Here is a 23480-nt window from a genome sequence, read left to right as displayed (position 1 = left end):
GCTGTCGCTCCGCTCAGCCTTCCAGCGGCTTGCCGCTGGCGTCACGCCGTGGCCAGGTTCGCTGCAGGCCGAGTTGGTCGAGCGCCTGGTCGACGTACCGGGGCAGGAACCATTGCTGCAGGTCGATGCCCGAGCGGATCAGTTTCTGTTCCCGGCTGAAGGCGATGGCGTCGCGGTACTGGGAGATGAAGAACTCGTCGATGCGCGGATTGAATACGTCCTTGAGCGCCACGCCCGCATATTCGTCGCGCAGTGCCGGGTAGGGCACGCCGGAGCGGGTCCAGATCTGCAGGGCTTCCTCGCGGTTCTCCTCATGGCCCAGCCACTCCGCCGCGCGCACCAGCCCGCGCACCACGCGCTGCGTGGCCTCGGGGTAGCGCTGCTCGAACGATTCCGTCACCGTGATCGCGCCGAAGCCGGCTGCCTTGGGGCCGATGTCGTGCGAGCTGTAGAACACCTTGGCCAGTCCCTTGTCGCGCAGCGACAGCAGCACGCTCGAACCGATCACCGCGTCCACGCTGCCTGCCGTGAGCGCCGCCAACTGGTCTGCGGTGGCCAGGTCGAGCAGGGTCACGTCCTTGAGGGTCAGGCCGTTTCCCTCCAGGGCCTTCAGGAAGGCCCAGTGGAGCACCGTGCCCTTGGCCACGGCCACCCGCTTGCCCTTGAGGTCCTTGAACGACCTGACCGGCAGGTCGGGCCGGGCCACGCCGAAGATGGTGGTGTAGCCGTACGAGGCCACGATGCGCGTGGGCAGCCCGTTGGCGCGGCCGACGATGTTGGGCAGCGAGCCGTACTGGGCGAAATCCAGCCGCTTGTTGGCGATGGCCTCGTTGATCGCCGGCCCCGTGCCCGTGAAGTACTCGAAGCTCAGCTTGACCGGCGTGCCCTTGAATTCATCGGCGATGAATCCCTTGCCCTGGGCGATCGCCAGCACCGCCAGCCCATAGGGCTTGCCGAATCCCTGTCCGAACCCGCCGAACCGCACCTGCTCCGGCCAGCCCTGCGCCTGCGCGCCCGCCGCCACCAATCCCGACACCACCGCCGCCGCCGCATAACGAATGAACCGCATATTCCTATCCTTGTTGAAAATGACGATGCCCCCAGCCGTTGCCAGGGCACAGCGGATCCGGCTCCGCCGGTCCGCCGGTGCCGCCCCCACGGGGCGCGGGCCGCCCCAGGGCGGGCCCCGGCCCCCTGTGGGGGGGGCTGCCGCGTAGCGACTGGGGGCTCACCCGTGCAGGGCGCGCGCAAGCGCGTAGGGGGGCTCTATCAATGCGCGCGTATCAACAGCTCGAAGCTGCTGTCGCGCCGTGCCGTCGCCGTGCGCCCGGCGCCCCAGCCGATCGCGGCACGGTAGCTGCCCATCAAGGGTTGCGCCGCGGCTTCCTCGACCGCCTGCGCGGCGTCGGCCGACGGCGCCACGTACAGCGCGTCCACCGGGCAGTAGAGCTCGCACATGAAGCAGGTCTGGCAATCGGATTGCCGCGCGATGCGCGGCGGGCCGCCGGGAACGAGATCGAAGACGTTCGTGGGGCAGGCGTGCACGCAGATGTTGCAGGCGGTGCAGCGTTCGGCGCTGACGATCTCGATCATGCCGCCACCTTGCCCGTGTAGGCGCCCGGGGTCGCGGGCGTCGAGACGGCCTGCGTGCGCACCCAGACCTCGTCCAATCCGCCGCTGACCAGCCGATGGTGCTGGGCGGGGTCGACGGCCGCGTGCTCGGCGCGCCGGTGCATGCCGCGCGTTTCGGTGCGTCGCAGGGCGCTGCGATACATCCAGCGCGAGGTTGCCAGCATGGCCGCCGCCTCGCGGGCGCGCACCCACTGCGTGCCCGTGCCCGCGGGGCGTCCGTGGCGCACGCGGGCCCATAGTGCATCCAGCCGTCGCAGCGAGTCCTCCAGCAGCGGTCCGCTGCGCGTCCAGTTGCGTTCGGTGGGAAACACCTCGGCCTGCACCGCGCGGATGACCGCGTCCGCGTCCCACGGGGCGGACGGGTTGCCGCCCAGCCCGGCGACGCCGGCGCGATGGACGTTGCGATGGCCGAAGGCGCGCGCCTCGCGGGCGAACCGGGCGGCGCCGGCACCGGCCCAGAAACCCGAGGACATGGCCCATGCGGCGTTGTGGCTGCCTCCGCCGGTGAAGGCTCCGCAGATCAGCTCGCGCGTGGCGGCGTCGCCCGCGGCATACAGCCCGGCCACCGTCGTGGCGCAGTCATCGTCGACCACATGCAGGCCGCCGGTGCCGCGCACCGTGCCTTCCAGGCGCAGCGTGACCGGGAAGTGCTGGGTGAAGGGATCGATGCCCTGCCGGTCGAAGGGGACGAAGAAGTTGGGCTGGGCGGTGCGCATCCAGGCGCGGATGGATGCGTCGGCGCGGTCCAGGCAGGCGTAGACGGGCTGGGTCGCCAGCGTCCTGGCGATGACGCCGCGTCCGCGCGACGAGCCCGCCCCCTCGATGCGTTGTCCATCGCGGTCGTAGAAGGTCGCCCAGTTGTAGAACAGGGACTTGGTGACCGACGCGAAGGCCGGGCCCAGTCCATAGGCGTTGGAGAACTCCATGCCCGACAGCTCGGCCCCGGCTTCGGCTCCGAGCAGGTAGCCGTCGCCGGTCAGGACGTTGCAGCCCAGCGCGCGGCTCAGGAAGGCGCAGCCGCCCGTGGCCAGCACCACCGCGCCGGCGCGGGCCACCCACGTCGAACCCGTCTGGCGGTTGATGCCGAAGGCGCCGCAGACCGTGCCGTGCTCGTCCACCAGCAGCTCCAGCACCGGGCTGTGGTCGAGGATGCGCGCGCCCGCCTGCTTGGCCGCCTTGCGCATCAGCCGCATGTAGTCCGGGCCCTGCAGCGAGGTCCGGTGCAACTGGCCGTGTTCGTCCTGCGGAAAGGGGTAGCCCCATTCCGTCAGTGTCTCGATGTTGTTCCACGTCTGTTCCAGCACGCGGTCCATCCAGGCGTGCTCGGCCAGGAAGCCGCCCATTTCCAGTCGGCTGGCCTTGGCCTTCTCGCGCGCGGCGGTGTCGCGCGGGACGTGCCATACCCCGGTGCCGGAGGGCGCGGTCGCGCCGGAGGTGCCGCAGTATCCCTTGTCCGCCAGCAGCGCGCGCGCGCCGCGTGCGGCCGCGCTGACGGCGGCCCACGTGCCGGCCGGGCCGCCTCCTATGATCAGCACATCGGCATCGTGCCGGACCGAGGCTTCGATGCCGGGCAGGGGGTGCAAATCGCGTACCGCCATGTTCGTCTCTCCTGGAACCGGCCGTGGGCCGGAGTGCGGGGGACCGCAGCGGGAGAAGAGCGCCTTCTCCCGCATGCCGGTCGTTCATGTCCAAGGATGCTAGAGACGGAAGGCTGGCCGCCCAACGATTTCTTTCGTGCTTGGTTATCCGTTTATCGCATGTGATGCAGTGCCTGGTCAGCCCTTGGCCAGGAACAGGAACAGCGTGGGCTGCTTGTCCAGGTCGGGCGGCGGCAGGCGCTTCCAGTCCGCGACGCTGTTCGTGCGCACCCATTCGCGATCCGTGGTGAGCGAGCGGGCGACGCACAGCAGGGTCGCCGGCCGCAGCGTGGCCAGCATCGTCGCGAACATGGCGCCGTTGCGATAGGGCGTCTCGATCAGGAGCTGGGTCTGGTTGTGCCGCGCCGAGGTTTGCTCCCACTCTCGCAACTGGCGAGCACGCTCGCCCGCGTCGACCGGCGCGTAGCCGTGGAAGGCGAAGCGCTGGCCGTCCAGGCCGCTGGCCATCAGGCCGAGCAGGATGGAGGAGGGGCCCACCCACGGCTGCACGCGTATGCCCATGGCATGCGCGGCGCGGGCCACGCGCGCGCCGGGGTCGGCCACCGCCGGGCAGCCGGCCTCTGAGACCAGTCCGATTTCGCCGCCCGCCGCGATGGGCTTGAGCCAGGCGGCGATGTCGCGGTCGTCGGTACGGGCATCCAGGGTGTGGATGGTGATTTCCTGGATGGGCCGCACGGTGCCGATGGCCTTCAGGAAAGCGCGCGCGGTCTTGGCATTCTCGGCGATGTAGGTGTCCAGCCGGCCGGCCAGGGCACGGGCCTCGGCGGGCAGCCAGCGCTCGGGCGGCGCGTCGCCCAGCGAGACGGGGACCAGGTGCAGGATGCCGGAGGATTTCATGCCCGGGGCTCCTCGAGCGCGTCCAGCGGGTCCATGCCGAAGCCGGCCAGCAGCCGGGTCAGGGCGATCAGCGGCAGGCCGATCAGGGCGGTGGGGTCGTCGCTTTCTATGCGCTCCATGAGCGCGATGCCCAGCGCCTCGGCCTTGGCGCTGCCGGCCGTGTCGTAGGGGCGCTCGGCGTGCAGGTAGGCGCGCAGCGCCCGGTCGGACAGTTCGCGCAACATGCATCGCGTGCTTACGACGGCGGTCGCCGGCCGCCGGCCGTCATCCACGGCCACGGCGGTGTGGAAGAAAACCGTGCGGCCGCGCATGGCCTGCAATTGCGCGAGCGCCTGCTCGAAGCCGCCGGGCTTGCCGATGGGGGCCCCGTCCACCGTCGCGACCTGGTCCGAACCGATCACCAGGGCGCCCGGACGGGCCTGGCTCACGGCGCGGGCCTTGGCCAGGGCCAGTCGCAGGGCCAGGTCCTCGGGCGCTTCGCCCGGAACCGGTGTTTCGTCCACGCCGGGCGCGGCTACGGAGAAGGGAAGCCTCAGCCGTTCGAGCAGCTCGCGGCGGTAGGGGGAGGTCGAGGCGAGGATCAGGGACCGCGCCGTGGTTTCGGAGCTTGCCATGGTGGGATAAGTGTTTGACTTGTTTGACTCTTTTCGGGTTTTCACGCTATTATCCAACGTTTTCCCGAGCTTCTTTTCCACCAAGGGAAAAACATGCAAGGCGGCAGGTCGTGAAAGAGTCCAGCGAACCCGGCGCGGTGCGCCACATCGATGCGTTCGAGTTCGTTCGGCTCGGGCGGTCGCTCGAAGGCAGCGCGCCGCTCGCGCGTTTCGTCCGGTTGCTGGACGGCTTGCCCGAGCAGGATCCTTCCGCGGTAGTGCGCTGGTCGGCCCAGGCCGACCGCGGTCCGCTGGGCGAACCCCTGATCCGGCTCGCTGTCGAAACGGTCCTGACCGTGCAGTGCCAGCGTTGCCTGGGGCCGCTGGCGATGCCCATCGAATCCGAGGTCGCGCTGCAGCTGGTCGAAACCGAGGCCGAGCTCGACGACCCGGACTCGTTCGACGAGTCCGACCTGGAAGAGCTCGGTTCGGGGCAGGATTTCGAGAAAGTGCTGGGGTCGCGTCGCTTCGATCTGTTCGAGCAGGTCGAGGACGAGCTGATCCTGAGCGTGCCGTACGTCCCTCGGCACGACGTCTGTCCCGACGGCGGGGGCGGATCCTCGGGCGATGCGCCCGAGAAAAAGCCGTCGCCGTTCGCGGTGCTGGCCGGGCTGAAAGGCTCGACGGGCGATGTCGGCAAATAAGCGACATATTTTGTGTATAGTCGCAGCGAACCGGATTGGGGCCTCGGGCTTCGCGTCCGGCGCGATGCGGACAAGTAAGCGATCGTTGTAAGCGTTTTCGTAGTAGTTTGGGTTTTTGGACGGCGTTTCGGGCAAGCCTGCGCAGACCGCCGTCATCATTCGAGAAAGCAGGTTTTAGAACTCGCGGCGGTCACGCGTAGGCATCTGGCTTACAATGCGCGCCGTTCCTAGGAGTCCAGTCACATGGCCGTTCAGCAAAACAAAAAGTCGCCTTCCAAGCGTGGCATGCACCGCGCGCACGATTTCCTGACCAATCCCCCCGTTGCGGTCGAACCGACCACGGGCGAGACGCACCTGCGTCACCACATCAGCCCCAACGGCATCTATCGCGGTCGCAAAGTCCTCAAGACCAAGAACGACGAGTGATACCGAACGGCCCTGGGCAGTCCCTTGCACTGGGGTCGTTTACTCAGGGGTGGAATGCGGACGCCGCGAGGCCGCAAGGTCGGCGTTCCTCCCCTGGGCACTTGCGGAATGGTTTTTCCGGTCTTGTCTGTCCCGCCGAACCAGGTTTGCCGATGACCGATACAGCTTGCGTCTGTAGCGATCCGGGCAGCCGCCGCGCGCGCGGGCAGGCGTTTCTGCGTCCATGGCTATGATCCGTATCGCGATCGATTGCATGGGAGGCGATTTCGGCTTGCCCGTGACGATTCCTGCTGCCCTGGCGTTCGCCGACCGCCATCCCGGTGTCGAGCTGCTGCTGGTCGGCCTGGCCGACCAGGTCGAAGCCCGCCTGGCGCAGGCCAAGGCCTCTTCCGCCCAGCGGGAGAGGCTGCGCATCGTGCCTGCTACCGAAGTCGTCACCATGGACGACAAGGTCGAGGTCGCGCTGCGCCGCAAGAAAGATTCCTCCATGCGCATCGCCGCCGAACTCGTGCGCGACGGCCAGGCCGACGCCTGCGTCTCGGCGGGCAATACCGGCGCATGGATGGCCATTTCCCGCTATGTGCTCAAGACGCTCGATGGCATCGATCGTCCCGCCATCGCCAAGGCCATACCCAACCAGTCGGGCGGCATGACCGTCATCCTGGACCTGGGCGCCAACGTCGATTGCACGGCCGAGCACCTGCTGCAGTTCGCCATCATGGGTTCGGCGCTGGTTTCCAGCGTCGGCCATCGCGAGCGGCCCACCGTGGGCCTGCTCAACATCGGCGAGGAAGCGATCAAGGGCAACGACGTGGTCAAGCAGGCCGCCGAGTTGCTGCGCGGCAGCGCGCTGAACTTCCACGGCAACGTCGAGGGCAACGATATCTTCAAGGGCACCGTGGACGTGGTTGTCTGCGATGGCTTTGTTGGTAACATCGTGCTCAAGTCTTCCGAGGGCCTGGCCAAGATGCTGGGCGTCTTCATCAAGGAAGAGTTCAAGAGAAACCTGTTCACGCTGTTGATGGGCGCCATCGCCACGCCGGTGCTGAACCGCTTCCGCCAGCGCGTGGATCCGCGCCGCTACAACGGAGCGGCACTGCTGGGGCTGCGCGGCGTCGTCATCAAGAGCCATGGTTCCGCCGACACCTACGCGTTCGAATGGGCCCTGCAGGACGCCTACGACGCGGTCGAAAGCGGCTTGCTCGGCCGGACTGCGCAAACCATCGCGCAGATCACGAGCGTGCCGGCCGGCGGGGCCGAGCATGAGGCCGGCCTCGAGCCGTCCTCGCACGGAGATATTGCATGAGTGCAACAGCGGCGCATCCGTCCAGCAGCCCGGCTCCCGCGGCATGGTCGAGAATCGTCGGTTCGGGCAGTTGCCTGCCCGAGCGCGTGGTCAGCAATGACGAACTGGCGGCCGAACTGGCCCAGCGCGGCGTCGAGACGTCCGACGCCTGGATCGTCGAGCGCACCGGCATCCGCCAGCGCCACATCGCCGAGCGCGGCGTCACGTCCAGCGACCTGGGTACCGAGGCCGCGCGGCGCGCGCTGCAGGATGCCGGGGTCGACGCCGCCGAGCTCGACCTCATCGTCGTCGCCACCTCGACACCCGACTTCGTCTTTCCCAGCACGGCCTGCCTGATCCAGGCCAGGCTCGGCGCCTCGCGCGCCGCCGCCTTCGACGTCCAGGCCGTCTGCACGGGCTTCATCTACGCGCTGACCACCGCCGACAGCTTCGTGCGCGCCGGCCGGGCCCGCAAGGCCCTGGTCATCGGCACCGAGGTCTTTTCGCGCATCCTCGACTGGAACGACCGGTCGACCTGCGTGCTGTTCGGCGACGGTGCCGGCGCCGTGGTGCTCGAGGCCTCGCCCGAGCCGGGCGTGATGGCCGCCAGGCTGCATGCCGACGGCAGCCAGACCAAGATCCTGTGCGCCGCCGGGAACGTGGCCTATGGCGAGGTGACCGGCGATCCCTTCCTGCGGATGGAGGGGCAGGCGGTCTTCAAGCAGGCCGTCACGGTGCTCGACCGCGTGGCGCAGGAAGTGATGGAGGAAGCGGGCGTGCCGCTGTCCGAGCTGGACTGGCTCATTCCCCACCAGGCCAACGTACGCATCATCAACGCCACCGCCAAGCGCCTCGGCATCCCGCTCGAACGCGTGGTGTCCACGGTGGACCTGCACGCCAACACCTCGGCGGCCAGCGTGCCGCTGGCCCTGGACGCCGCCCGCCGCGACGGCCGCGTCAAGCGGGGCGACCTGGTGATGCTGCAGGGCGTGGGCGGCGGATTCACATGGGGCGCCGTGCTGGCGCGCATGTGAGTCCGGTAGGAAAACAGAACAAGCGGGGCTTTACCCATGACTAAAATCGCATTCGTCTTTCCCGGCCAGGGTTCGCAGTCGGTCGGCATGCTCGACGGCTTCGCGGGCAACGCCTCGGTGGCGGACGTCGTGGCCCGTGCCGGCGCCGCCCTGGGCGAGGACCTGGGCGGCCTGATGGCCAACGGCCCGGCCGAACAACTGAACCTGACCACCTACACCCAGCCGGTCATGCTGACCGCCGGCGTGGCTGCCTATGCTGCCTGGCAGGCGGCGGGCGGGCCGGCTCCCGCCGTGGTCGCCGGGCACAGCCTGGGCGAGTACGCGGCGTTGGTCGCCGCCGGCTCGCTGACGCTGGAAGATGCCGTGCGGCTGGTCCGCATCCGTGCCGACGCCATGCAGTCCGCGGTCCCCGTGGGGCAGGGCGGCATGGCGGCCATCCTGGGCCTGACCGACGACCAGGTGCGTGCCGCCTGCGCCGCCGCGGCCCAGGGCGAGGTGGTCGAGCCCGTGAACTTCAATGCGCCGGCGCAGGTCGTGATCGCCGGCAGCAAGGCCGCCGTGGAGCGCGCCTGCGAGGCCGCCAAGCAGGCGGGCGCCAAGCGCGCGCTGCCCTTGCCGGTCTCGGCGCCTTTCCACTCCAGCCTGATGCAGCCGGCCGCCCAGACCCTGGCCAAGGCGCTGGAGGCCATCGACATCCAGTCCCCCCATATCCTGGTGCTCAACAACGTGGACGTGGCCGCGCCGACCGAGCCGGCGGCGATCGCCGACGCGCTGGTCCGCCAGGCCTGGCATCCGGTACGATGGGTGGAAACCATACAACTGATGCAGTCACAGGGGATTACCCACGTCGTCGAGTGTGGCCCGGGCAAGGTGCTGACCGGCCTGACCAAGCGCATCGCCCCCGAGCTGACGGCGCTGGCCGTGACGGACCAGGCGTCGCTGCAAGCCGCCCTGGAGGCGGTGGCCTCCAATTAGGGCTCCCCCTAGGCGCTGACGCGCGCCCCCCAAGGGGCGATGCAGGTGGACCGGCGGAGCCGGATCCATCGCATCCTGGCAAGAGCGGGAGAAGGGGCGGGGTTGGATGGATAAGTCCGGGGCGCTGGGGCGCGCCGGGATGAGATAAGGAAAAATCATGGAATTGCAAGGCAAGGTCGCCCTGGTGACGGGCGCGTCGCGGGGGATAGGCAAGGCGATCGCGGCGGAATTGGCCGCGCGGGGTGCGACGGTGGTCGGGACCGCCACGACCCAGGCCGGCGCCGACACCATTACCGAGGCGCTGAGCGGGTTTCCCGCCAAGGGGCGCGGCGTGGTGTTGCAGGTGAACGACGCCGCGGCGGTGGACGCCCTGGTGGACGAGATCGGCAAGGCCGACGGCGGTCTGCACATTTTGGTCAACAACGCCGGCATCACCCGAGATACACTCGCGATGCGCATGAAGGACGAGGATTGGTCGGCGGTGATCGACACCAATCTGACGGCGGTGTTCCGCCTGTCCCGCGCCGTCATGAGGGGGATGATGAAGGCCAAATGGGGCCGGATCATCAACGTGACCTCGGTGGTGGGGGCCAGCGGCAACGCCGGCCAGGCAAACTACGCCGCCGCCAAGGCCGGGGTGGCCGGAATGACCCGCGCGCTGGCGCGGGAGCTGGGCAGTCGCAACATCACCGTCAACTGCGTGGCGCCGGGTTTCATCGATACCGACATGACCCGCGCCCTGGGGGACGAGCAGACCGGTGCCTTGCTGGGACAGATCCCGCTGGGCCGGCTGGGCCGTCCCGAGGACATCGCCCACAGCGTCGCCTTCCTGGCTTCGCCGGGGGCCGGATATGTAACCGGTGCCACCTTGCACGTCAACGGCGGCATGTACATGAATTGATTTCCGCGTATTGCAACCGCGATATGCATTCGTCCGGCCGGGCCGCTTTAGACAGGCGAGCTTGGCTATAATTCAGTTAGATATAGACCCTTTTGGAGGATCTCCATGGATAGCATCGAACAGCGCGTCAAGAAGATCGTCGCTGAGCAACTCGGCGTCAACGAAGCCGAGATCAAGAACGAATCTTCTTTTGTCGACGACCTCGGTGCCGATTCGCTCGATATGGTGGAACTCGTCATGGCGCTCGAAGACGAGTTCGAGACCGAGATTCCCGACGAGGAAGCCGAGAAGATCACGACCGTGCAGCAAGCCATCGACTACGTTGGCGCGCACATCAAGAAGTAAATCGTTTTCGTGCGATGACGCGGGCGGCTCATCGGCCGCCTTCGTTTTTTAAGTTCGGCGCGGCCATGCGCGACCTTGCCGGAGCCAACGGCGGGAGGGCAGCTGCCGGATTCGCTTTTTCTCCGCGCACTTGAGGAGTAGTCAGTGAAGCGACGCGTCGTCATCACCGGTCTCGGTATCGTTTCCCCTGTGGGCAATGACATCGCCTCCGCATGGGACAACATCGTCAACGGCCGTTCAGGCATAGACCGCATCACCCGCTTCGACCCCACCGATTTCAACTGCCATATCGCCGGTGAAGTCAAAGGATTCGACGCAAGCCAGTTCGTGCCCGCCAAGGAAGTGCGCCAGATGGATACCTTCATCCATTATGGCATCGCGGCCGGCGCGCAGGCCTTGAAGGACAGCGGGCTTGAAATCACCGATGCCAACGCCGAACGCGTCGGCGTCATCGTCGGCTCGGGTATCGGCGGCCTGCCCCGCATCGAGGAAACCGAGGCCGATTACCTGCAGCGCGGCGCGCGCCGCATTTCGCCTTATTTCGTCCCGGCGTCGCTGATCAACCTGATCTCGGGCCAGCTGTCGATACGCTATGGCATGAAGGGACCCAGCTACGCCGTGGTGTCGGCGTGCACCACCGGCCTGCACAGCATCGGTGACGCCGCGCGCCTGATCGAGTACGGCGATGCCGACGTCATGCTGGCCGGCGGCGCCGAGTCCACCGTGTCGCCGCTGGGTATCGGCGGCTTTGCCGCCATGCGGGCGCTGTCCACCCGCAACGACGATCCCAAGACGGCGTCGCGTCCCTGGGACCGCGATCGCGACGGCTTCGTGCTGGGCGAGGGCGCGGGCGTGCTCGTGCTCGAGGAATACGAACATGCCAAGAAGCGCGGCGCGCGCATCTATGGCGAATTCGCCGGCTACGGCATGAGCTCCGACGCCCACCACATCACGGCGCCCGACCGCGAAGGACCTTGCCGCGGCATGGTCAACGCGCTGCGCAACGGCGGGATCAACAAGGAAGAGGTTCACTACGTCAATGCCCACGGCACCTCGACGCCGCTGGGAGACAAGAACGAGACCGAGGCCCTGAAGCTGGCCTTCGGCGACCACGCCAAGCAGATCGTGGTCAGCTCGACCAAGTCCATGACGGGCCACCTGCTGGGCGCCGCCGGCGGCATCGAAGCCGTGTTCACGACGCTGGCCGTCTATAACCAGGTTGCTCCGCCCACCATCAACATCTTCAATCAGGACCCCGAGTGCGATCTGGACTACTGCGCCAACCAGGCGCGGCAGATGAAGATCGACGTCGCGCTGTCGAACTCCTTCGGGTTCGGCGGTACCAACGGCACGATGATCGTGCGCAAGGTCTGATTTGAGCGATATCGGGACGGCACCCTCCGGTCTGTCCATGCTGGCGCATCTGCGGCCTTCGCGCCGCGCCGGCCTGCTGGGGCATTGCATCGCCCTGGCAGCGGGATGGGCCGCGGCCGCCGGGACCTGGTTCGCGCTGGCCGGTTCGCCGCTGGCCTGGGCGGCAGCCCCGGTTGCCGGCCTGGGGCTGGCGCTGGGCGCCATCGTCTGCCAACGCCGGGCGCGCCAGCCGTTTCGGGCGCTTGCCGTCGATGCCGGCGGCAACTGGGCGCTGGCCGACCACCAGGGCTGGCGGCGTTTCCGTCCCCGCCACATCTGGCATTCTCCGCTGGGCTGGCTGACGCTGCAGGGCGACCTCGCGCCGCCGCCCGGACGGCCCCGGGCCCCCGCGCGTGCGACGCTCACCGTGTGGGCCGACAGCCTGGAGGCCAGGGAATGGCGGCAACTGCGCATGGCCGTCGCCTGGACCGAGCAGCGGGGCGAAGGCCTGCTGGTCGCGCCCCAGGCTCGTGATCCCCGCCTGGGGGCCTCGGCATGACGAGCGAGCGCGAGATCGACGCCGAGCTGGTCGCCCGCGTGCAGCGGGGCGACAAGAAGGCGTTCGAACTGCTGATGCTGAAGTACCAGCGCAAGATCCTGCGCCTGCTGTCGCGTTTCATCCGCGATCCCAGCGAAATCGAAGACGTCGCCCAGGAGGCCTTCATCAAGGCCTATCGCGCGCTCCCGCAGTTCCGCGGGGAAAGCGCCTTCTATACCTGGCTCTACCGCATCGCCATCAATACCGCCAAGAACCACCTGGTGGCTTCGGGCAGGCGTCCCAGCTCGCCGTCCGAATACGAGAACGAGGATGGTGAAACTTTCGACGAAACCGACAACCTAAGCGATATCAACACGCCAGAATCCATGATGGCGACCCGCGAAATTGCCGAAACGGTCAATTTGGCGATCGAAGCTCTTCCCGAGGAGCTGCGAACGGCTATCGTGTTGCGCGAGATTGAAGGAATGAGCTATGAGGACATCGCCCAGTCGATGGGATGTCCCATAGGCACCGTGCGATCCCGGATCTTCCGGGCGCGCGAGGCAATTGCGGCCCGATTGCGGCCCCTGCTGGATACCCAGGACGACAAGCGTTGGTAGCCAGGGGAGCAGGGCGGCATGAATTTTGGGCAAAATGGCAGGTAACCGGGCAATCGGCAGCCCCGGAGGTTATGGAAATGCAGGTGACATCGCATCGGAATGAGTCCGTCGGTTTCGGCCGGGAAGCGGCCGCGTCTGCGCAGGACGATCTGGACGGGTTGAATCAGGCCCGCGTCGAGGAATGGCTGTCGGCCTACATGGACGGCGAACTCGCCGACGAGGCCGATGAAGCGGAAGCGGCAGTGTCCGCCTACCTGGCGACGGGCGCAGGCCGCGCCGACTGGGACCTCTACCATCTGGTCGGCGACGTGGTGCGCACGCCCGAACTGGCGCTGCCCGTGTCGTCCGGCTTCCACCGGCGCTTCCTCGAGGCGTTGGAACACGAGGCGCCCATCGTCGCGGCGCCCCGGCGGACGATTTCCCGCCGGTTCATGACGCGCTATGGTTTTCCCGGTCTGGCCGCGGCGGCCGCCGTCGCCTCGGTCACCTGGATCGCCCAGCCCTATTTCGGCGGGCAGGGCGCACCGGTCGAATTTTCCGCCAGCGCCCAGCCCGCCGCCACGCCGGCCGTCGTCCAGGTCGCCGCGCCGGCCGCGGCGCGCCGGGCCGAGCCGGCGGTCGATGTTTCGCTGGGCGAATACCTCGAGGCCCACCGGCAGATCGCCGGCCGGAGCGCCATCCGGCAGGTGTCGGCCACCTCTTTCGAATCCGCCGCAGGGCAACGTTGAAGGAAGGTCTCGTGTCGGAGGTTAGTCGTTCGGCCGTGGTGTGGTCCACACGTTCCCTGGCGTTCGCCATGCTGTGCCTGGTGACGATCGCGTCCCAGGCCCAGCCCCCGGCCCCCGCGGCCCCGGCCGATGGCACCGGGTTGTTGCAGCGCATCCAGGCCTCGGCCCGGGAACTCAATTATTCCGGCGTCTTCGCGTATCAGCAGGGCGCCTCGATGCAGTCCTCCCGCATCACCCATATCTACGACGGCAAGAGCGAGCACGAGCGCCTCGAGCTGCTGGACGGCCAGCCGCTGGAGTTTCTGCGCAAGGACGACGAGATCCAGTGCCTGCTGCCGCAGAAGCGCGCCGTGCTGGTCGAGACCCGAACCGCGCGCGATCGTTTCCCCGGCCTGATGATAGGCGGCCCGGATCAACTGGGCGAGCACTACGACGTCAGCGTCGAGCCCCAGCCGGAACGGGTGGCCGACCGGGACTGCCAGGTCATCACCCTGCGCCCCCGGGATGCCGATCGCTACGGCTACCGGCTGTGCGCCGACAGCAGCTCCGGGCTGCTGCTGCGGGCCCAGACCCTGTCGCCCGAGGACGACGTGGTCGAGCAGGTCGCCTTCATTGCGCTGCAGGTGGGGGCGGATGTCGATCGCAAGCAACTCAAGCCGCGCTGGAAGACCGAGGGCTGGCGCGTCGTGCGCACGCAATTGAAGCCGGTCAAGCTGGCCGATCTCGGCTGGAAGGTGGGCGAACCGGTGGGTTTCCACAGGATGATGGAAGTCCAGCGTTCGATGGGCGGCAAGCCCGACGTCAAGCAGGTCATGTTGTCGGATGGCCTGGCGGCGATTTCCGTCTTCATCGAGCCCTATAGCGAATCGCATCCGCGGCAGGTCGGGCCGGGCGCCCGCGGCGCCATCAATGTGGTGGGGCGCCGCCTGGGCGACCATTGGATCACCGTGCTGGGCGAAGCGCCGCTCGGTACGATTCAACAGATCGCCGATTCGATAAGCTATACGCCGGTGGCCGCGCGCAAGCCTTGAGCGCCGCCGGTTCGAGCCTTTTCTTTACCCGGAGCTTACATGTCAGTTTTCCATGGTGCTGCGTGCTATCCGCATCCGATGAAACGGGTGTGCTCGACCCTGGGCACCGCGTTCCTGCTCGTCCTGTTCGCCGCGCTGCTGCTGGCCGCCGGCCAGCCGGCCGCGCAGGCGCAGACCCGTGCCTTGCCGGATTTCACCGATCTCGTGGCCAAGGCCGATCCTGCCGTGGTCAACATCCGAACCACCGCACGGGCCGTGGCACGCGGCCCCTATGGCGGCGGGGGCGGCCAGGACCCCTACGAGCTTTTCCGCTGGTTCTTCGGTCCTGATTTCGTGCCTCCCGGCCGGGGGCCCCGGCAGCCGACCCCGCCGGGCAACAACGACGAGGGCCAGGAGGTTCCGCGCGGCGTGGGATCGGGGTTCTTCATCTCGGCCGACGGCTACATCCTGACCAACCACCACGTGGTCAACGGCGCCGACGACATCTACGTCACCCTGACCGACCGGCGCGAGTTCAAGGCCAAGGTCATCGGCTCGGATGAGCGCACCGACGTGGCCTTGATCAAGATCGAGGCCACCGGCATGACGCCGCTCAAGCCGGGCGATCCCACCCAGCTGCGCAAGGGCGAGTGGGTCCTGGCCATCGGCTCGCCATTCGGGCTCGACTCCACCGTCACCGCGGGCATCGTCAGCGCCACGGGCCGGGACACGGGCGACTACCTGCCGTTCATCCAGACCGACGTGGCGGTCAACCCCGGCAACTCCGGCGGTCCGCTGCTGAACATGCGCGGCGAGGTGGTGGGCATCAATTCGCAGATCATTTCCCGCAGCGGCGGGTTCATGGGCATCTCGCTGGCCATTCCCATCGACGAAGCCATGCGCGTGGCCGACCAGTTGCGTTCCAGCGGCCGGGTCATCCGTGGCCGCATCGGCGTGCAGATCGGCGAAGTCAGCAAGGAAGTCGCCGACGCCATCGGGCTGGGCCGGACCGCCGGCGCCTCGGTGGGCATGGTCGAGCCGGGCAGCCCCGCCGAGAAGGCCGGGATCGAGCCGGGCGACGTCATCCTGAAATTCAACGGCAAGACGATCGAACGTTCGTCTGACCTGCCGCGCACGGTGGGCGAGACCAAGCCGGGCACCAAGGCCACGATCCAGGTCTGGCGGCGCGGCGGTACCCGCGACCTGTCCATCACCGTGGGCGAGCTGGAACCCGACAAGGCCGCTGCCGCCCGCCAGGACGAGGGCGGCGGCCAGGCCCAGAAGACCAACGTGCTGGGCCTGGTGGTGTCCGACCTGCCGGCAGCCCGCCGCCGCGAGCTGCGGGTCCGGGGCGGGGTGCAGGTGGACGCCGCCGACGGCCCCGCGGCGCGGGCCGGCATCCGCCAGGGAGACGTCATCCTGGCCCTGGACAATACCGAAATCACCGGCGCGTCGCAGTTCAACGGGCTGGTGGCCAAGATCGACCGGAGCAAGGTCCACGGCGTGCTGGTCCGGCGCGACGACCTGACCCAGTGGGTGCCGATACGGCCCACCAGGTAGTCCGGCAGACATTCGCGCTCGGCGGTAAAATGCCGGGTCGCGACATATCTATCAGGCAAGCCGTGCGGGAACGTCCCGCACGGCCGATACAGGCGGGGCGCGTTGCGCCCCCTTTTTTTGCAAATCCCCAAGGGCACCGCGGACCGGCTTCGCCGGTCCGCCAGTGCCGCCCCCTCGAGGGGGCGCGCGCAGCGCGTAGGGGGTGGGCTCATCATTTGGATCGCATGCAGCACATTCGCAATTTCTCCATCATCGCCCACATCGATCACGGCAAATCGACGCTTGCCGACCGCATCATCCACCGCTGCGGGGGCTTGTCGGACCGGGAAATGGAGGCCCAGGTACTCGACTCGATGGACATCGAGCGCGAGCGCGGCATCACGATCAAGGCCCAGACCGCCGCGTTGCGCTACCAGGCGCGGGACGGCAATACCTACAACCTGAACCTGATCGATACCCCGGGGCACGTGGACTTCTCGTATGAAGTCAGCCGTTCGCTGTCGGCCTGCGAAGGGGCGCTGCTGGTGGTCGACGCCTCGCAGGGCGTGGAGGCCCAGACCGTGGCCAATTGCTACACGGCCATCGAGCTGGGCGTCGAGGTCGTGCCGGTGCTGAACAAGATGGACCTGCCGCAGGCCGACCCGGAAACGGCCAAGCAGGAAATCGAGGAAGTCATCGGCATCCCGGCGGATGACGCCATCCCGGCCAGCGCCAAGACCGGCATGGGGATCGACGACATCCTGGAGGCGGTCATCGCCCGCATCCCGCCGCCCGAGGGCGATGCCGCCGAGCCGCTGCAGGCGCTCATCATCGACTCCTGGTTCGACAACTACGTGGGCGTGGTGATGCTGGTGCGCGTGGTCAACGGCGTGCTCAAGCCCAAGGAAAAGCTGCTGCTGATGGCCACGGGCGCCGCGCACCTGTGCGAACAGGTCGGCGTGTTCACGCCCAAGTCCGAAGCCCGCACGCACCTGTCGGCGGGGGAAGTGGGCTTCGTCATCGCCGGCATCAAGGAACTCAAGCACGCCAAGGTGGGCGACACCATCACCCACGCCTCCAAGCCGGCCGCCGCGCCGCTGCCGGGCTTCAAGGAGATCAAGCCGCAGGTATTCGCCGGCCTGTATCCGGTCGAATCCAGCGAGTACGACTCGCTGCGCGACTCGCTGGAAAAGCTCAAGCTCAACGATGCCGCATTGATGTACGACCCGGAAGTCTCGCAGGCGCTGGGTTTCGGCTTCCGCTGCGGCTTCCTGGGGCTGCTGCACATGGAAATCGTGCAGGAGCGGCTGGAGCGCGAGTTCGACATGGACCTCATCACCACCGCGCCATCGGTGGTCTACGAGGTCGAACTGCGCGACGGTTCGGTGGTCATGGTCGACAGCCCGTCCAAGATGCCCGAGGTGGGCAAGATCGCCGACGTGCGCGAGCCCATCGTCACGGTCACGCTGTTCATGCCTCAGGAGTACGTGGGGCCGGTCATCACCCTGTGCACGGCCAAGCGCGGCATCCAGATCAACATGGCCTACCACGGCCGCCAGGTCCACCTGACCTACGAGATCCCGCTGGCCGAGATCGTCCTGGACTTCTTCGACAAGCTCAAGTCCGTGTCGCGGGGCTATGCCTCGATGGACTACGAGTTCAAGGAATACCGCAGCGCCGACGTGGTGCGGGTCGACCTGCTGATCAACGGCGACAAGGTCGACGCGCTGTCGCTCATCGTGCACCGTGCCAACGCCCGTGCCCGCGGGCGGGACGTGACCGCCCGCATGCGCGAGCTCATTCCCCGGCAGATGTACGACGTGGCCATCCAGGCCGCGATCGGCGCCGAGGTCATCGCGCGCGAGAACGTCAAGGCCTTGCGCAAGAACGTGCTGGCCAAGTGCTATGGCGGCGACATTTCCCGCAAGAAGAAGCTGCTCGAAAAGCAGAAGGCCGGCAAGAAGCGCATGAAGCAGGTCGGCAGCGTCGAGATTCCGCAAGAAGCTTTCCTGGCCATTCTGCAGGTGGAGGACAAATGAACCGCGGTGTTGTGAACCATATCGAGGGGAAGGGGGCATGAGCCTGAATTTCGCGCTGATCCTGTTCGTGCTGCTGGTGGTGACCGGCATCGTCTGGGCATTCGACCGCGTGTCCCTGCGTCCGCAGCGTACCGCCCGCATGGCCCGCGCCGCGGCCGAGTTCGACGCCGGGCGCGCCCAGTCGGTGCGCGCCGCCAGCGGCGAGGCCGAGGTCGAACGCCAGCGCCAGGAAGCGGTGGACCGCGCCGGCAAGATGCCCTGGTGGGTGGAGTACTCCGTCAGTTTCTTCCCGGTCATCCTGTTCGTGTTCGTGCTGCGCTCGTTCGTGGTCGAGCCGTTTCGCATCCCCTCGGGCTCGATGATGCCCACGCTGCAGATCGGCGACCTGATCCTGGTCAACAAGTTTTCGTACGGCTTGCGCCTGCCCATCGTGGACAAGAAGGTCGTCCCGCTGGGCGACCCGCAGCGCGGTGACGTCGTCGTCTTCCGCTATCCGGTCGATCCGCAGGTCGACTACATCAAGCGCGTGGTCGGCGTGCCGGGCGACGAGGTGGCCTACCTGAACAAGCGGCTGACCATCAACGGGCAGGAAATACCCATGAAAAAGGTAGGGGAATATTTCGACCCAGACCGGGTTTCCTACGCCGCGCTATATGATGAAAACCTCAAGGGCGTAAATCATCAGATATTGATAGATGAGCGACGTTCGCCGGAAATCGATCCTTTTGGGGGCTATCTGAACCGCGACGCCTGCGAATACTCCCGCGAGGGCGTGCGTTGCAAAGTGCCCGCAGGCAATTATTTCGTCATGGGCGATAATCGGGATAACAGCGCGGACAGCCGGTATTGGGGTTTCGTGCCGGATTCGAATATCGTGGGCAAGGCGTTTTTCGTCTGGATGAACTTCGGGGACCTGAAACGGATTGGCCGCTTCCATTGATGTCTTGCGCCATGCGCCGCACCGCATGAATTCGTCGCCTACCTCCGCCTGTCGCACCCGGCCGCAAGCGCCCCCCGCGCCTGGCGGCGCGGCCGCGCATGCGCATTGCCCCGCCACGCAGCTTCCCCATCCGTCATCAGCCGGGTCGTACCCATGGGCACAGCGGATCCGGCTCCGCCGGTCCGCCAGTGCCGCCCCGGGGGGCTCGGCGCCGGGCCGCCCCAAGGCGGGGCCCCGCCCCCTCGGGGGGCTGCCGCGTAGCGGCTGGGGGCTCACCACGTCGGGCGCGCGCAGCGCGTAGGGGGAGCCATGAATATCGAGACCAGCCTCGCCTACACCTTCAGGAACAAGAGCCTCCTGGAGCAGGCGCTGACGCATCGCAGCCATAGCAGCAAGCACAACGAACGCCTGGAGTTCCTGGGCGACAGCGTCCTGAACTGCGCGATCGCCTCCCTGTTGTATGACCGCTTCGCCCGCATCGACGAGGGCGACCTGTCGCGCCTGCGCGCGAACCTGGTCAAGCAGGCGTCGCTGGCCGACATCGCCCAGCGGGTGGAACTGTCCCGCTTCCTGCGGCTGGGCGAAGGCGAACTCAAGAGCGGTGGCTTTCGCCGGCCGTCGATCCTGGCCGACACGCTCGAGGCCATCTTCGGCGCCATCTTCATGGATGGCGGCTTCGACGCGGCCAGCGCCGTGATCGCCCGGCTCTACAAGCCCGTGCTCGAGACCGTCGATCCCAAGACGCTGGGCAAGGACGCCAAGACGCTGCTGCAGGAATACCTGCAGGGCCGCAAGATCGCGTTGCCGGTCTATACGGTGGTGGCCACGCACGGCGCGGCGCATAGCCAGGAATTCGAGGTCGAGTGCGCCATCCCCAAGCTGGACGTGCAGGTGGTCGGCATAGGCGGCAGCCGCCGCGCCGCCGAGCAGGCGGCCGCCAAGCAGGCGCTGGAAGCCGCGTTGGCCGCCAATCCGACGCCGGCCAAGCGTTCGCCCCGCGCGCGCAAGACGGCCCAGTTGTCGCTGCCGGTTGCGGTGGCGCAGGAAGTGCCGGACGAACCCGCCAACGCCGCCAAGGTAGAGGCGGCCGCCGTTTCGGCTCCGGCCAGGGCCGCCGTGATCGAGGCGCCCGTCGCCAAGATCACCTCGACCCAGGCCGCCGAGGGCAAGGCGCCCGTCCCGGCGGCCGCGCCCCGGAAAGAACCCCAGGCAGCGCCTCCGGCGCCGCAGCCTCCCGGCGAAACCCTGTCCGCCTCGGGGCAGCCCGCCGGCAAGAAATGACCATGTCTTCTGATTCCTCCACCGCCAGCCGCTGCGGTTTCGTCGCCATCGTCGGCCGGCCCAACGTCGGCAAGTCGACCCTCCTGAACGCGCTGATCGGCGCCAAGGTCAGCATCGTCTCGCGCAAGGCGCAGACCACGCGCCACCGTATCCACGGCGTCTTCACGCGTGGCGCCGAGCAGTTCGTGTTCGTCGACACGCCCGGTTTCCAGACCCGCCACGGCGGCGCGATGAACCGCATGATGAACCGCGTGGTGACCCAGGCGCTGGCCGACGTGGACGTGGTGGTCCACGTGGTCGAGGCCGGCAAGTGGTCCGAGGGCGATGCCAACCTGCTGCCGCTGTTGCCGGCGCGGGCGCGGCGCATCCTGGCCGTGAACAAGACCGACCTGCTCAAGGACCGCGACGCGTTGTTTCCCTACGTGTCGCGCATCATGGGGCTGCATCCCTACGATGCCGTCGTGCCGGTCAGCGCCGCCAAGTCGCGCCAGCTCGATCACCTGCTGGACGAGATCGCCAAGGGGCTGCCGGAAGGCGAGCCCATGTTCGAGGAAGACACCCTGACCGACCGGCCGGTGCGCTTCATCGCCAGCGAGCTCATACGCGAGAAGATCTTCCGCCTGGTCGGCGACGAGCTGCCCTACGGGTCCACCGTGGTGATCGAGCAATGGGAAGAGCAGCCCCGCGTGACCCGCATCGCGGCCTGCGTGATCGTCGACCGGGACAGCCATCGGCCTATCCTCTTGGGAACCGGGGGTGAACGCATGAAGCGCATCGCCACCGAGGCCAGGCAGGACATCGCCAAGCTGATCGACAAGCCGGTGCACCTGGAAATCTATGTGAAGGTGCGCAAGGGCTGGGCCGAGCGCGAAAGCGCGCTGCGCGACCTGGGTTATGAGTAATTCCCGGGATCCCGTGGCGCCGGACGAGATCTTGCCCGACGCCGCAGGATCGCTGTTCCGGCGGACGCCCCTGGCGGCCGCTCCGGCGCCCGCCAGGCAGGCGCGTCCGCGTGGCCGTGGGCACCGGGTGGACGATGTCCCCGCCTTCCTGATCCACAGTTATCCCTATCGCGAGACCTCGCTGATCCTGGACGTGTTCACGCGTTCCCACGGACGGCTGGCCCTGGTGGCCAAGGGCGCGAAGCGGCCTCATTCGGCGCTGCGGCCGGTACTGATCGCCTTCCAGCGGCTGAGCCTGTCCTGGAGCGGCGCGGGCGAGATCAAGACCCTGGTGCGGGCCGAGTGGTCCGGGGCACCCCAGCGCCTGCAAGGGGCCGCAGCCATGTCGGGCTGGTACCTGAACGAGCTGCTGCTGCGCCTGCTGGGACGCGACGATCCGCACGAATCCTTGTACGACGCCTATGTCGACGCCTTGTCCAGGCTGGCCGCGCAGCCCCGGTTGTCGGCTGCCTTGAGGGAGTTCGAATGGCGGCTGCTGTGCGAGATCGGCTATGGCTTCGACCCGGCCGCAACGGGCAACGACGAGCCCGTGCAAGCCGGCATGCGCTACCGTGTGCCGCTGGAAGCCGGGCCGGAGCCCGAGGAGCCCGAAGCGCCGCAACTGGGCACGCCCATTACCGGTGAGTCGCTGTTGGCGCTGGCCGCGGGCCGCTTCGACGATGTCGCCGCCGAGCCCGAGCTGCGCCGCTTGCTGCGGGAACGGCTGGACTATCATATGAATGGCCGGCCGATGGCGACGCGGCAGGTATTGCGAGACCTGAGGAGTTTTCCCCCCCTGCGCGCTGACGCGCGCCCCCCCGGGGGTGATGCGGGCGGACCGGCGGAGCCGGATCCACCGCATCCTGGAAAAGCCGCCGATTGACCGGCGAGAGGGGCTGAATGGATGGAATTGTTGGATATCTATGATTGATCTGGGCGTCAATATCGACCACGTGGCGACGCTGCGGCAGCAGCGGCACGTTTCCTATCCGGATCCGGTCCGGGCCGCGCTGGTGGCAGAGGAGGCGGGCGCGGACCTGATTACCTTGCATCTGCGCGAGGATCGCCGGCATATCCAGGACGCGGATGTCGAGAGCCTGCGGGGCAAGCTGCGCACGCGCATGAACCTGGAATGCGCCATCACGCCGGAAATGCTGGAGATCGCCTGCCGGATCCGGCCACAGGACGTCTGCCTGGTGCCCGAGAAACGCCAGGAGCTCACCACCGAAGGCGGACTGGACGTGCTGGGGCATTTCGACGATGTGAAGGCCGCCGTGTCGCGGTTGCACGATGCCGGCGTGCGGGTGTCGCTGTTCATCGATCCGCAGGCGGACCAGATCGAGGCCGCCGCCCGCACGGGCGCGACCGTGATCGAACTGCATACCGGCGCGTATGCCGAGGCCGTGGCGGATGCGGCGCAGCGGGAACTGGCGCGCATCCGGGACGCCGTGGCGGTCGGGTTGCGGCAGGGCTTGCGCGTCAACGCCGGCCATGGATTGCACTACGAGAACGTGCAGCCGGTCGCGGCCCTGGACGGCATCGCCGAGCTCAACATCGGCCACGCCATCATCGCCCAGTCCGTGTTCTGCGGCCTGGAGACGGCGGTGCGCGAGATGAAGGCCCTGATGATCACCGCGCGCAGCGGTGCCTTGCCGAGGCCGGCGCATTGATGCCCGAGCCGCTGCGCGACGGTGCGCTTCCCGCCCTGGCCGGCATCGGCATTGACCTGCTGCGGGTCGAACGCATCGAGCAGGCCCTGGCGCGCCGGGGCGACCGCTTCGCGCAGAAGATCCTGGGCGCCGAGGAATTCGCGAAATTCACCGCGCGCCGCAGCCGCGACCCGCAGCGCGGCGTGCGTTTCCTGGCCACGCGCTTCGCCGCCAAGGAGGCCTTTTCCAAGGCCGTGGGACTGGGCATGCGCATGCCCATGACCTGGCGCCGCATGCAAACGCTCAACGCGCCGGGCGGGCGGCCCGTCGTGGTCCTGGCCGAGCCGCTCAAGACCTGGTACGAGGCGCGCTTCGGCGCCGCCCACGTATCGCTGACCGACGAACACGACATGGTCGCCGCCTACGTCATCGTGGAGACGCGGCGCCCGTGA

The 23480-nt window shown here is 67.9% G+C and carries 25 protein-coding genes; 20 read left to right on the top strand and 5 right to left on the bottom strand.

Features of this window, described 5'->3' with window-relative positions:
* Positions 1–13: 13 nt before the first annotated feature.
* From ABD104_RS23630 to ABD104_RS23610, 5 genes are all read right to left on the bottom strand, one after another.
* Positions 14–1069: an ABC transporter substrate-binding protein gene (locus tag ABD104_RS23630; protein WP_279815219.1), complete on the bottom strand. Its 1056-nt coding sequence runs from the start codon at positions 1067–1069 to the stop codon at positions 14–16.
* Positions 1070–1269: 200 nt separating this feature from the next.
* A complete protein-coding gene (locus ABD104_RS23625) occupies positions 1270–1593 on the bottom strand; it encodes a 4Fe-4S dicluster domain-containing protein (RefSeq protein ID WP_087840517.1) in 324 nt (107 codons plus the stop codon).
* Positions 1590–3230: an FAD-binding protein gene (locus tag ABD104_RS23620; protein ID WP_087840519.1), complete on the bottom strand. Its 1641-nt coding sequence runs from the start codon at positions 3228–3230 to the stop codon at positions 1590–1592. The genes ABD104_RS23625 and ABD104_RS23620 overlap by 4 nt, the downstream gene beginning before the upstream one ends.
* Before the next feature lie 177 nt (positions 3231–3407).
* Positions 3408–4127, bottom strand: coding sequence for an SAM-dependent methyltransferase (locus ABD104_RS23615; RefSeq protein WP_279815221.1), 720 nt, complete (start codon positions 4125–4127; stop codon positions 3408–3410).
* Positions 4124–4741 carry a Maf family nucleotide pyrophosphatase gene (locus ABD104_RS23610; protein ID WP_087840524.1) on the bottom strand — a complete coding sequence of 206 codons (618 nt, stop codon included), beginning with the start codon at positions 4739–4741 and terminating at the stop codon, positions 4124–4126. Before ABD104_RS23610 ends, ABD104_RS23615 begins: the two co-directional genes overlap by 4 nt.
* Positions 4742–4851: 110 nt before the next feature.
* Here ABD104_RS23610 and ABD104_RS23605 point away from each other — a divergent pair, with 110 nt between their 5' ends.
* The 20 genes from ABD104_RS23605 to acpS all read left to right on the top strand — a co-directional run bounded on the left by ABD104_RS23605 (position 4852) and on the right by acpS (position 23480).
* On the top strand, positions 4852–5424 hold the full coding sequence (locus ABD104_RS23605; RefSeq protein WP_087840526.1) for a YceD family protein: 573 nt from the start codon (positions 4852–4854) through the stop codon (positions 5422–5424).
* Positions 5425–5667: 243 nt separating this feature from the next.
* Entirely contained in the window at positions 5668–5850 is a 183-nt protein-coding gene (rpmF, locus tag ABD104_RS23600) for a 50S ribosomal protein L32 (protein WP_087840528.1), read from the top strand.
* Between the two features lie 229 nt (positions 5851–6079).
* Positions 6080–7156, top strand: a complete 1077-nt coding sequence (gene plsX / locus ABD104_RS23595; RefSeq protein WP_279815347.1) for a phosphate acyltransferase PlsX — start codon at positions 6080–6082, stop codon at positions 7154–7156.
* Positions 7153–8169 carry a beta-ketoacyl-ACP synthase III gene (locus tag ABD104_RS23590; protein WP_087840532.1) on the top strand — a complete coding sequence of 339 codons (1017 nt, stop codon included), beginning with the start codon at positions 7153–7155 and terminating at the stop codon, positions 8167–8169. Before plsX ends, ABD104_RS23590 begins: the two co-directional genes overlap by 4 nt.
* Before the next feature lie 36 nt (positions 8170–8205).
* Positions 8206–9144, top strand: coding sequence for an ACP S-malonyltransferase (gene fabD / locus ABD104_RS23585; RefSeq protein ID WP_343928312.1), 939 nt, complete (start codon positions 8206–8208; stop codon positions 9142–9144).
* 157 nt (positions 9145–9301) lie between these two features.
* Positions 9302–10045: a 3-oxoacyl-ACP reductase FabG gene (fabG, locus tag ABD104_RS23580; protein WP_087840536.1), complete on the top strand. Its 744-nt coding sequence runs from the start codon at positions 9302–9304 to the stop codon at positions 10043–10045.
* Positions 10046–10150: 105 nt separating this feature from the next.
* The gene (gene acpP, locus ABD104_RS23575; protein WP_087779058.1) at positions 10151–10390 is read left to right on the top strand and encodes an acyl carrier protein; all 240 of its coding nucleotides are present in this window, start codon (positions 10151–10153) and stop codon (positions 10388–10390) included.
* Between the two features lie 144 nt (positions 10391–10534).
* Complete coding sequence (fabF, locus tag ABD104_RS23570; protein ID WP_343928311.1) at positions 10535–11764, top strand: beta-ketoacyl-ACP synthase II; 1230 nt, start codon at positions 10535–10537, stop codon at positions 11762–11764.
* Between the two features lie 37 nt (positions 11765–11801).
* Complete coding sequence (locus ABD104_RS23565; RefSeq protein WP_343928310.1) at positions 11802–12302, top strand: protein YgfX; 501 nt, start codon at positions 11802–11804, stop codon at positions 12300–12302.
* On the top strand, positions 12299–12901 hold the full coding sequence (rpoE, locus tag ABD104_RS23560) for an RNA polymerase sigma factor RpoE (protein WP_087840542.1): 603 nt from the start codon (positions 12299–12301) through the stop codon (positions 12899–12901). Before ABD104_RS23565 ends, rpoE begins: the two co-directional genes overlap by 4 nt.
* Before the next feature lie 149 nt (positions 12902–13050).
* Positions 13051–13629 carry a sigma-E factor negative regulatory protein gene (locus ABD104_RS23555; protein ID WP_371696135.1) on the top strand — a complete coding sequence of 193 codons (579 nt, stop codon included), beginning with the start codon at positions 13051–13053 and terminating at the stop codon, positions 13627–13629.
* Between the two features lie 11 nt (positions 13630–13640).
* A complete protein-coding gene (locus ABD104_RS23550) occupies positions 13641–14660 on the top strand; it encodes a MucB/RseB C-terminal domain-containing protein (protein ID WP_243724645.1) in 1020 nt (339 codons plus the stop codon).
* A 78-nt stretch (positions 14661–14738) separates the two neighbouring features.
* Positions 14739–16199: a DegQ family serine endoprotease gene (locus ABD104_RS23545; RefSeq protein ID WP_343928318.1), complete on the top strand. Its 1461-nt coding sequence runs from the start codon at positions 14739–14741 to the stop codon at positions 16197–16199.
* Positions 16200–16423: 224 nt separating this feature from the next.
* Positions 16424–18217 (top strand): translation elongation factor 4, encoded by a 1794-nt coding sequence (lepA, locus tag ABD104_RS23540; protein WP_279815232.1) that lies wholly within the window; start codon positions 16424–16426, stop codon positions 18215–18217.
* 37 nt (positions 18218–18254) lie between these two features.
* Positions 18255–19157, top strand: a complete 903-nt coding sequence (gene lepB / locus ABD104_RS23535; protein ID WP_343928309.1) for a signal peptidase I — start codon at positions 18255–18257, stop codon at positions 19155–19157.
* A 309-nt stretch (positions 19158–19466) separates the two neighbouring features.
* Positions 19467–20438: a ribonuclease III gene (gene rnc / locus ABD104_RS23530; RefSeq protein WP_087840550.1), complete on the top strand. Its 972-nt coding sequence runs from the start codon at positions 19467–19469 to the stop codon at positions 20436–20438.
* 2 nt (positions 20439–20440) lie between these two features.
* Positions 20441–21340, top strand: a complete 900-nt coding sequence (gene era, locus ABD104_RS23525; RefSeq protein ID WP_087840551.1) for a GTPase Era — start codon at positions 20441–20443, stop codon at positions 21338–21340.
* A complete protein-coding gene (gene recO / locus ABD104_RS23520; protein WP_279815239.1) occupies positions 21333–22262 on the top strand; it encodes a DNA repair protein RecO in 930 nt (309 codons plus the stop codon). The genes era and recO overlap by 8 nt, the downstream gene beginning before the upstream one ends.
* 40 nt (positions 22263–22302) lie before the next feature.
* Positions 22303–23049: a pyridoxine 5'-phosphate synthase gene (gene pdxJ / locus ABD104_RS23515; RefSeq protein ID WP_087840554.1), complete on the top strand. Its 747-nt coding sequence runs from the start codon at positions 22303–22305 to the stop codon at positions 23047–23049.
* Positions 23049–23480: a holo-ACP synthase gene (gene acpS, locus ABD104_RS23510; RefSeq protein WP_087840555.1), complete on the top strand. Its 432-nt coding sequence runs from the start codon at positions 23049–23051 to the stop codon at positions 23478–23480. The genes pdxJ and acpS overlap by 1 nt, the downstream gene beginning before the upstream one ends.

Source organism: Pigmentiphaga daeguensis (genome assembly GCF_039523035.1).
Taxonomy (GTDB): domain Bacteria; phylum Pseudomonadota; class Gammaproteobacteria; order Burkholderiales; family Burkholderiaceae_B; genus Pigmentiphaga; species Pigmentiphaga daeguensis.
The sequence above is the reverse complement of the archived record's forward strand: the minus strand, read 5'-3'. Positions and strand labels throughout refer to the sequence as shown.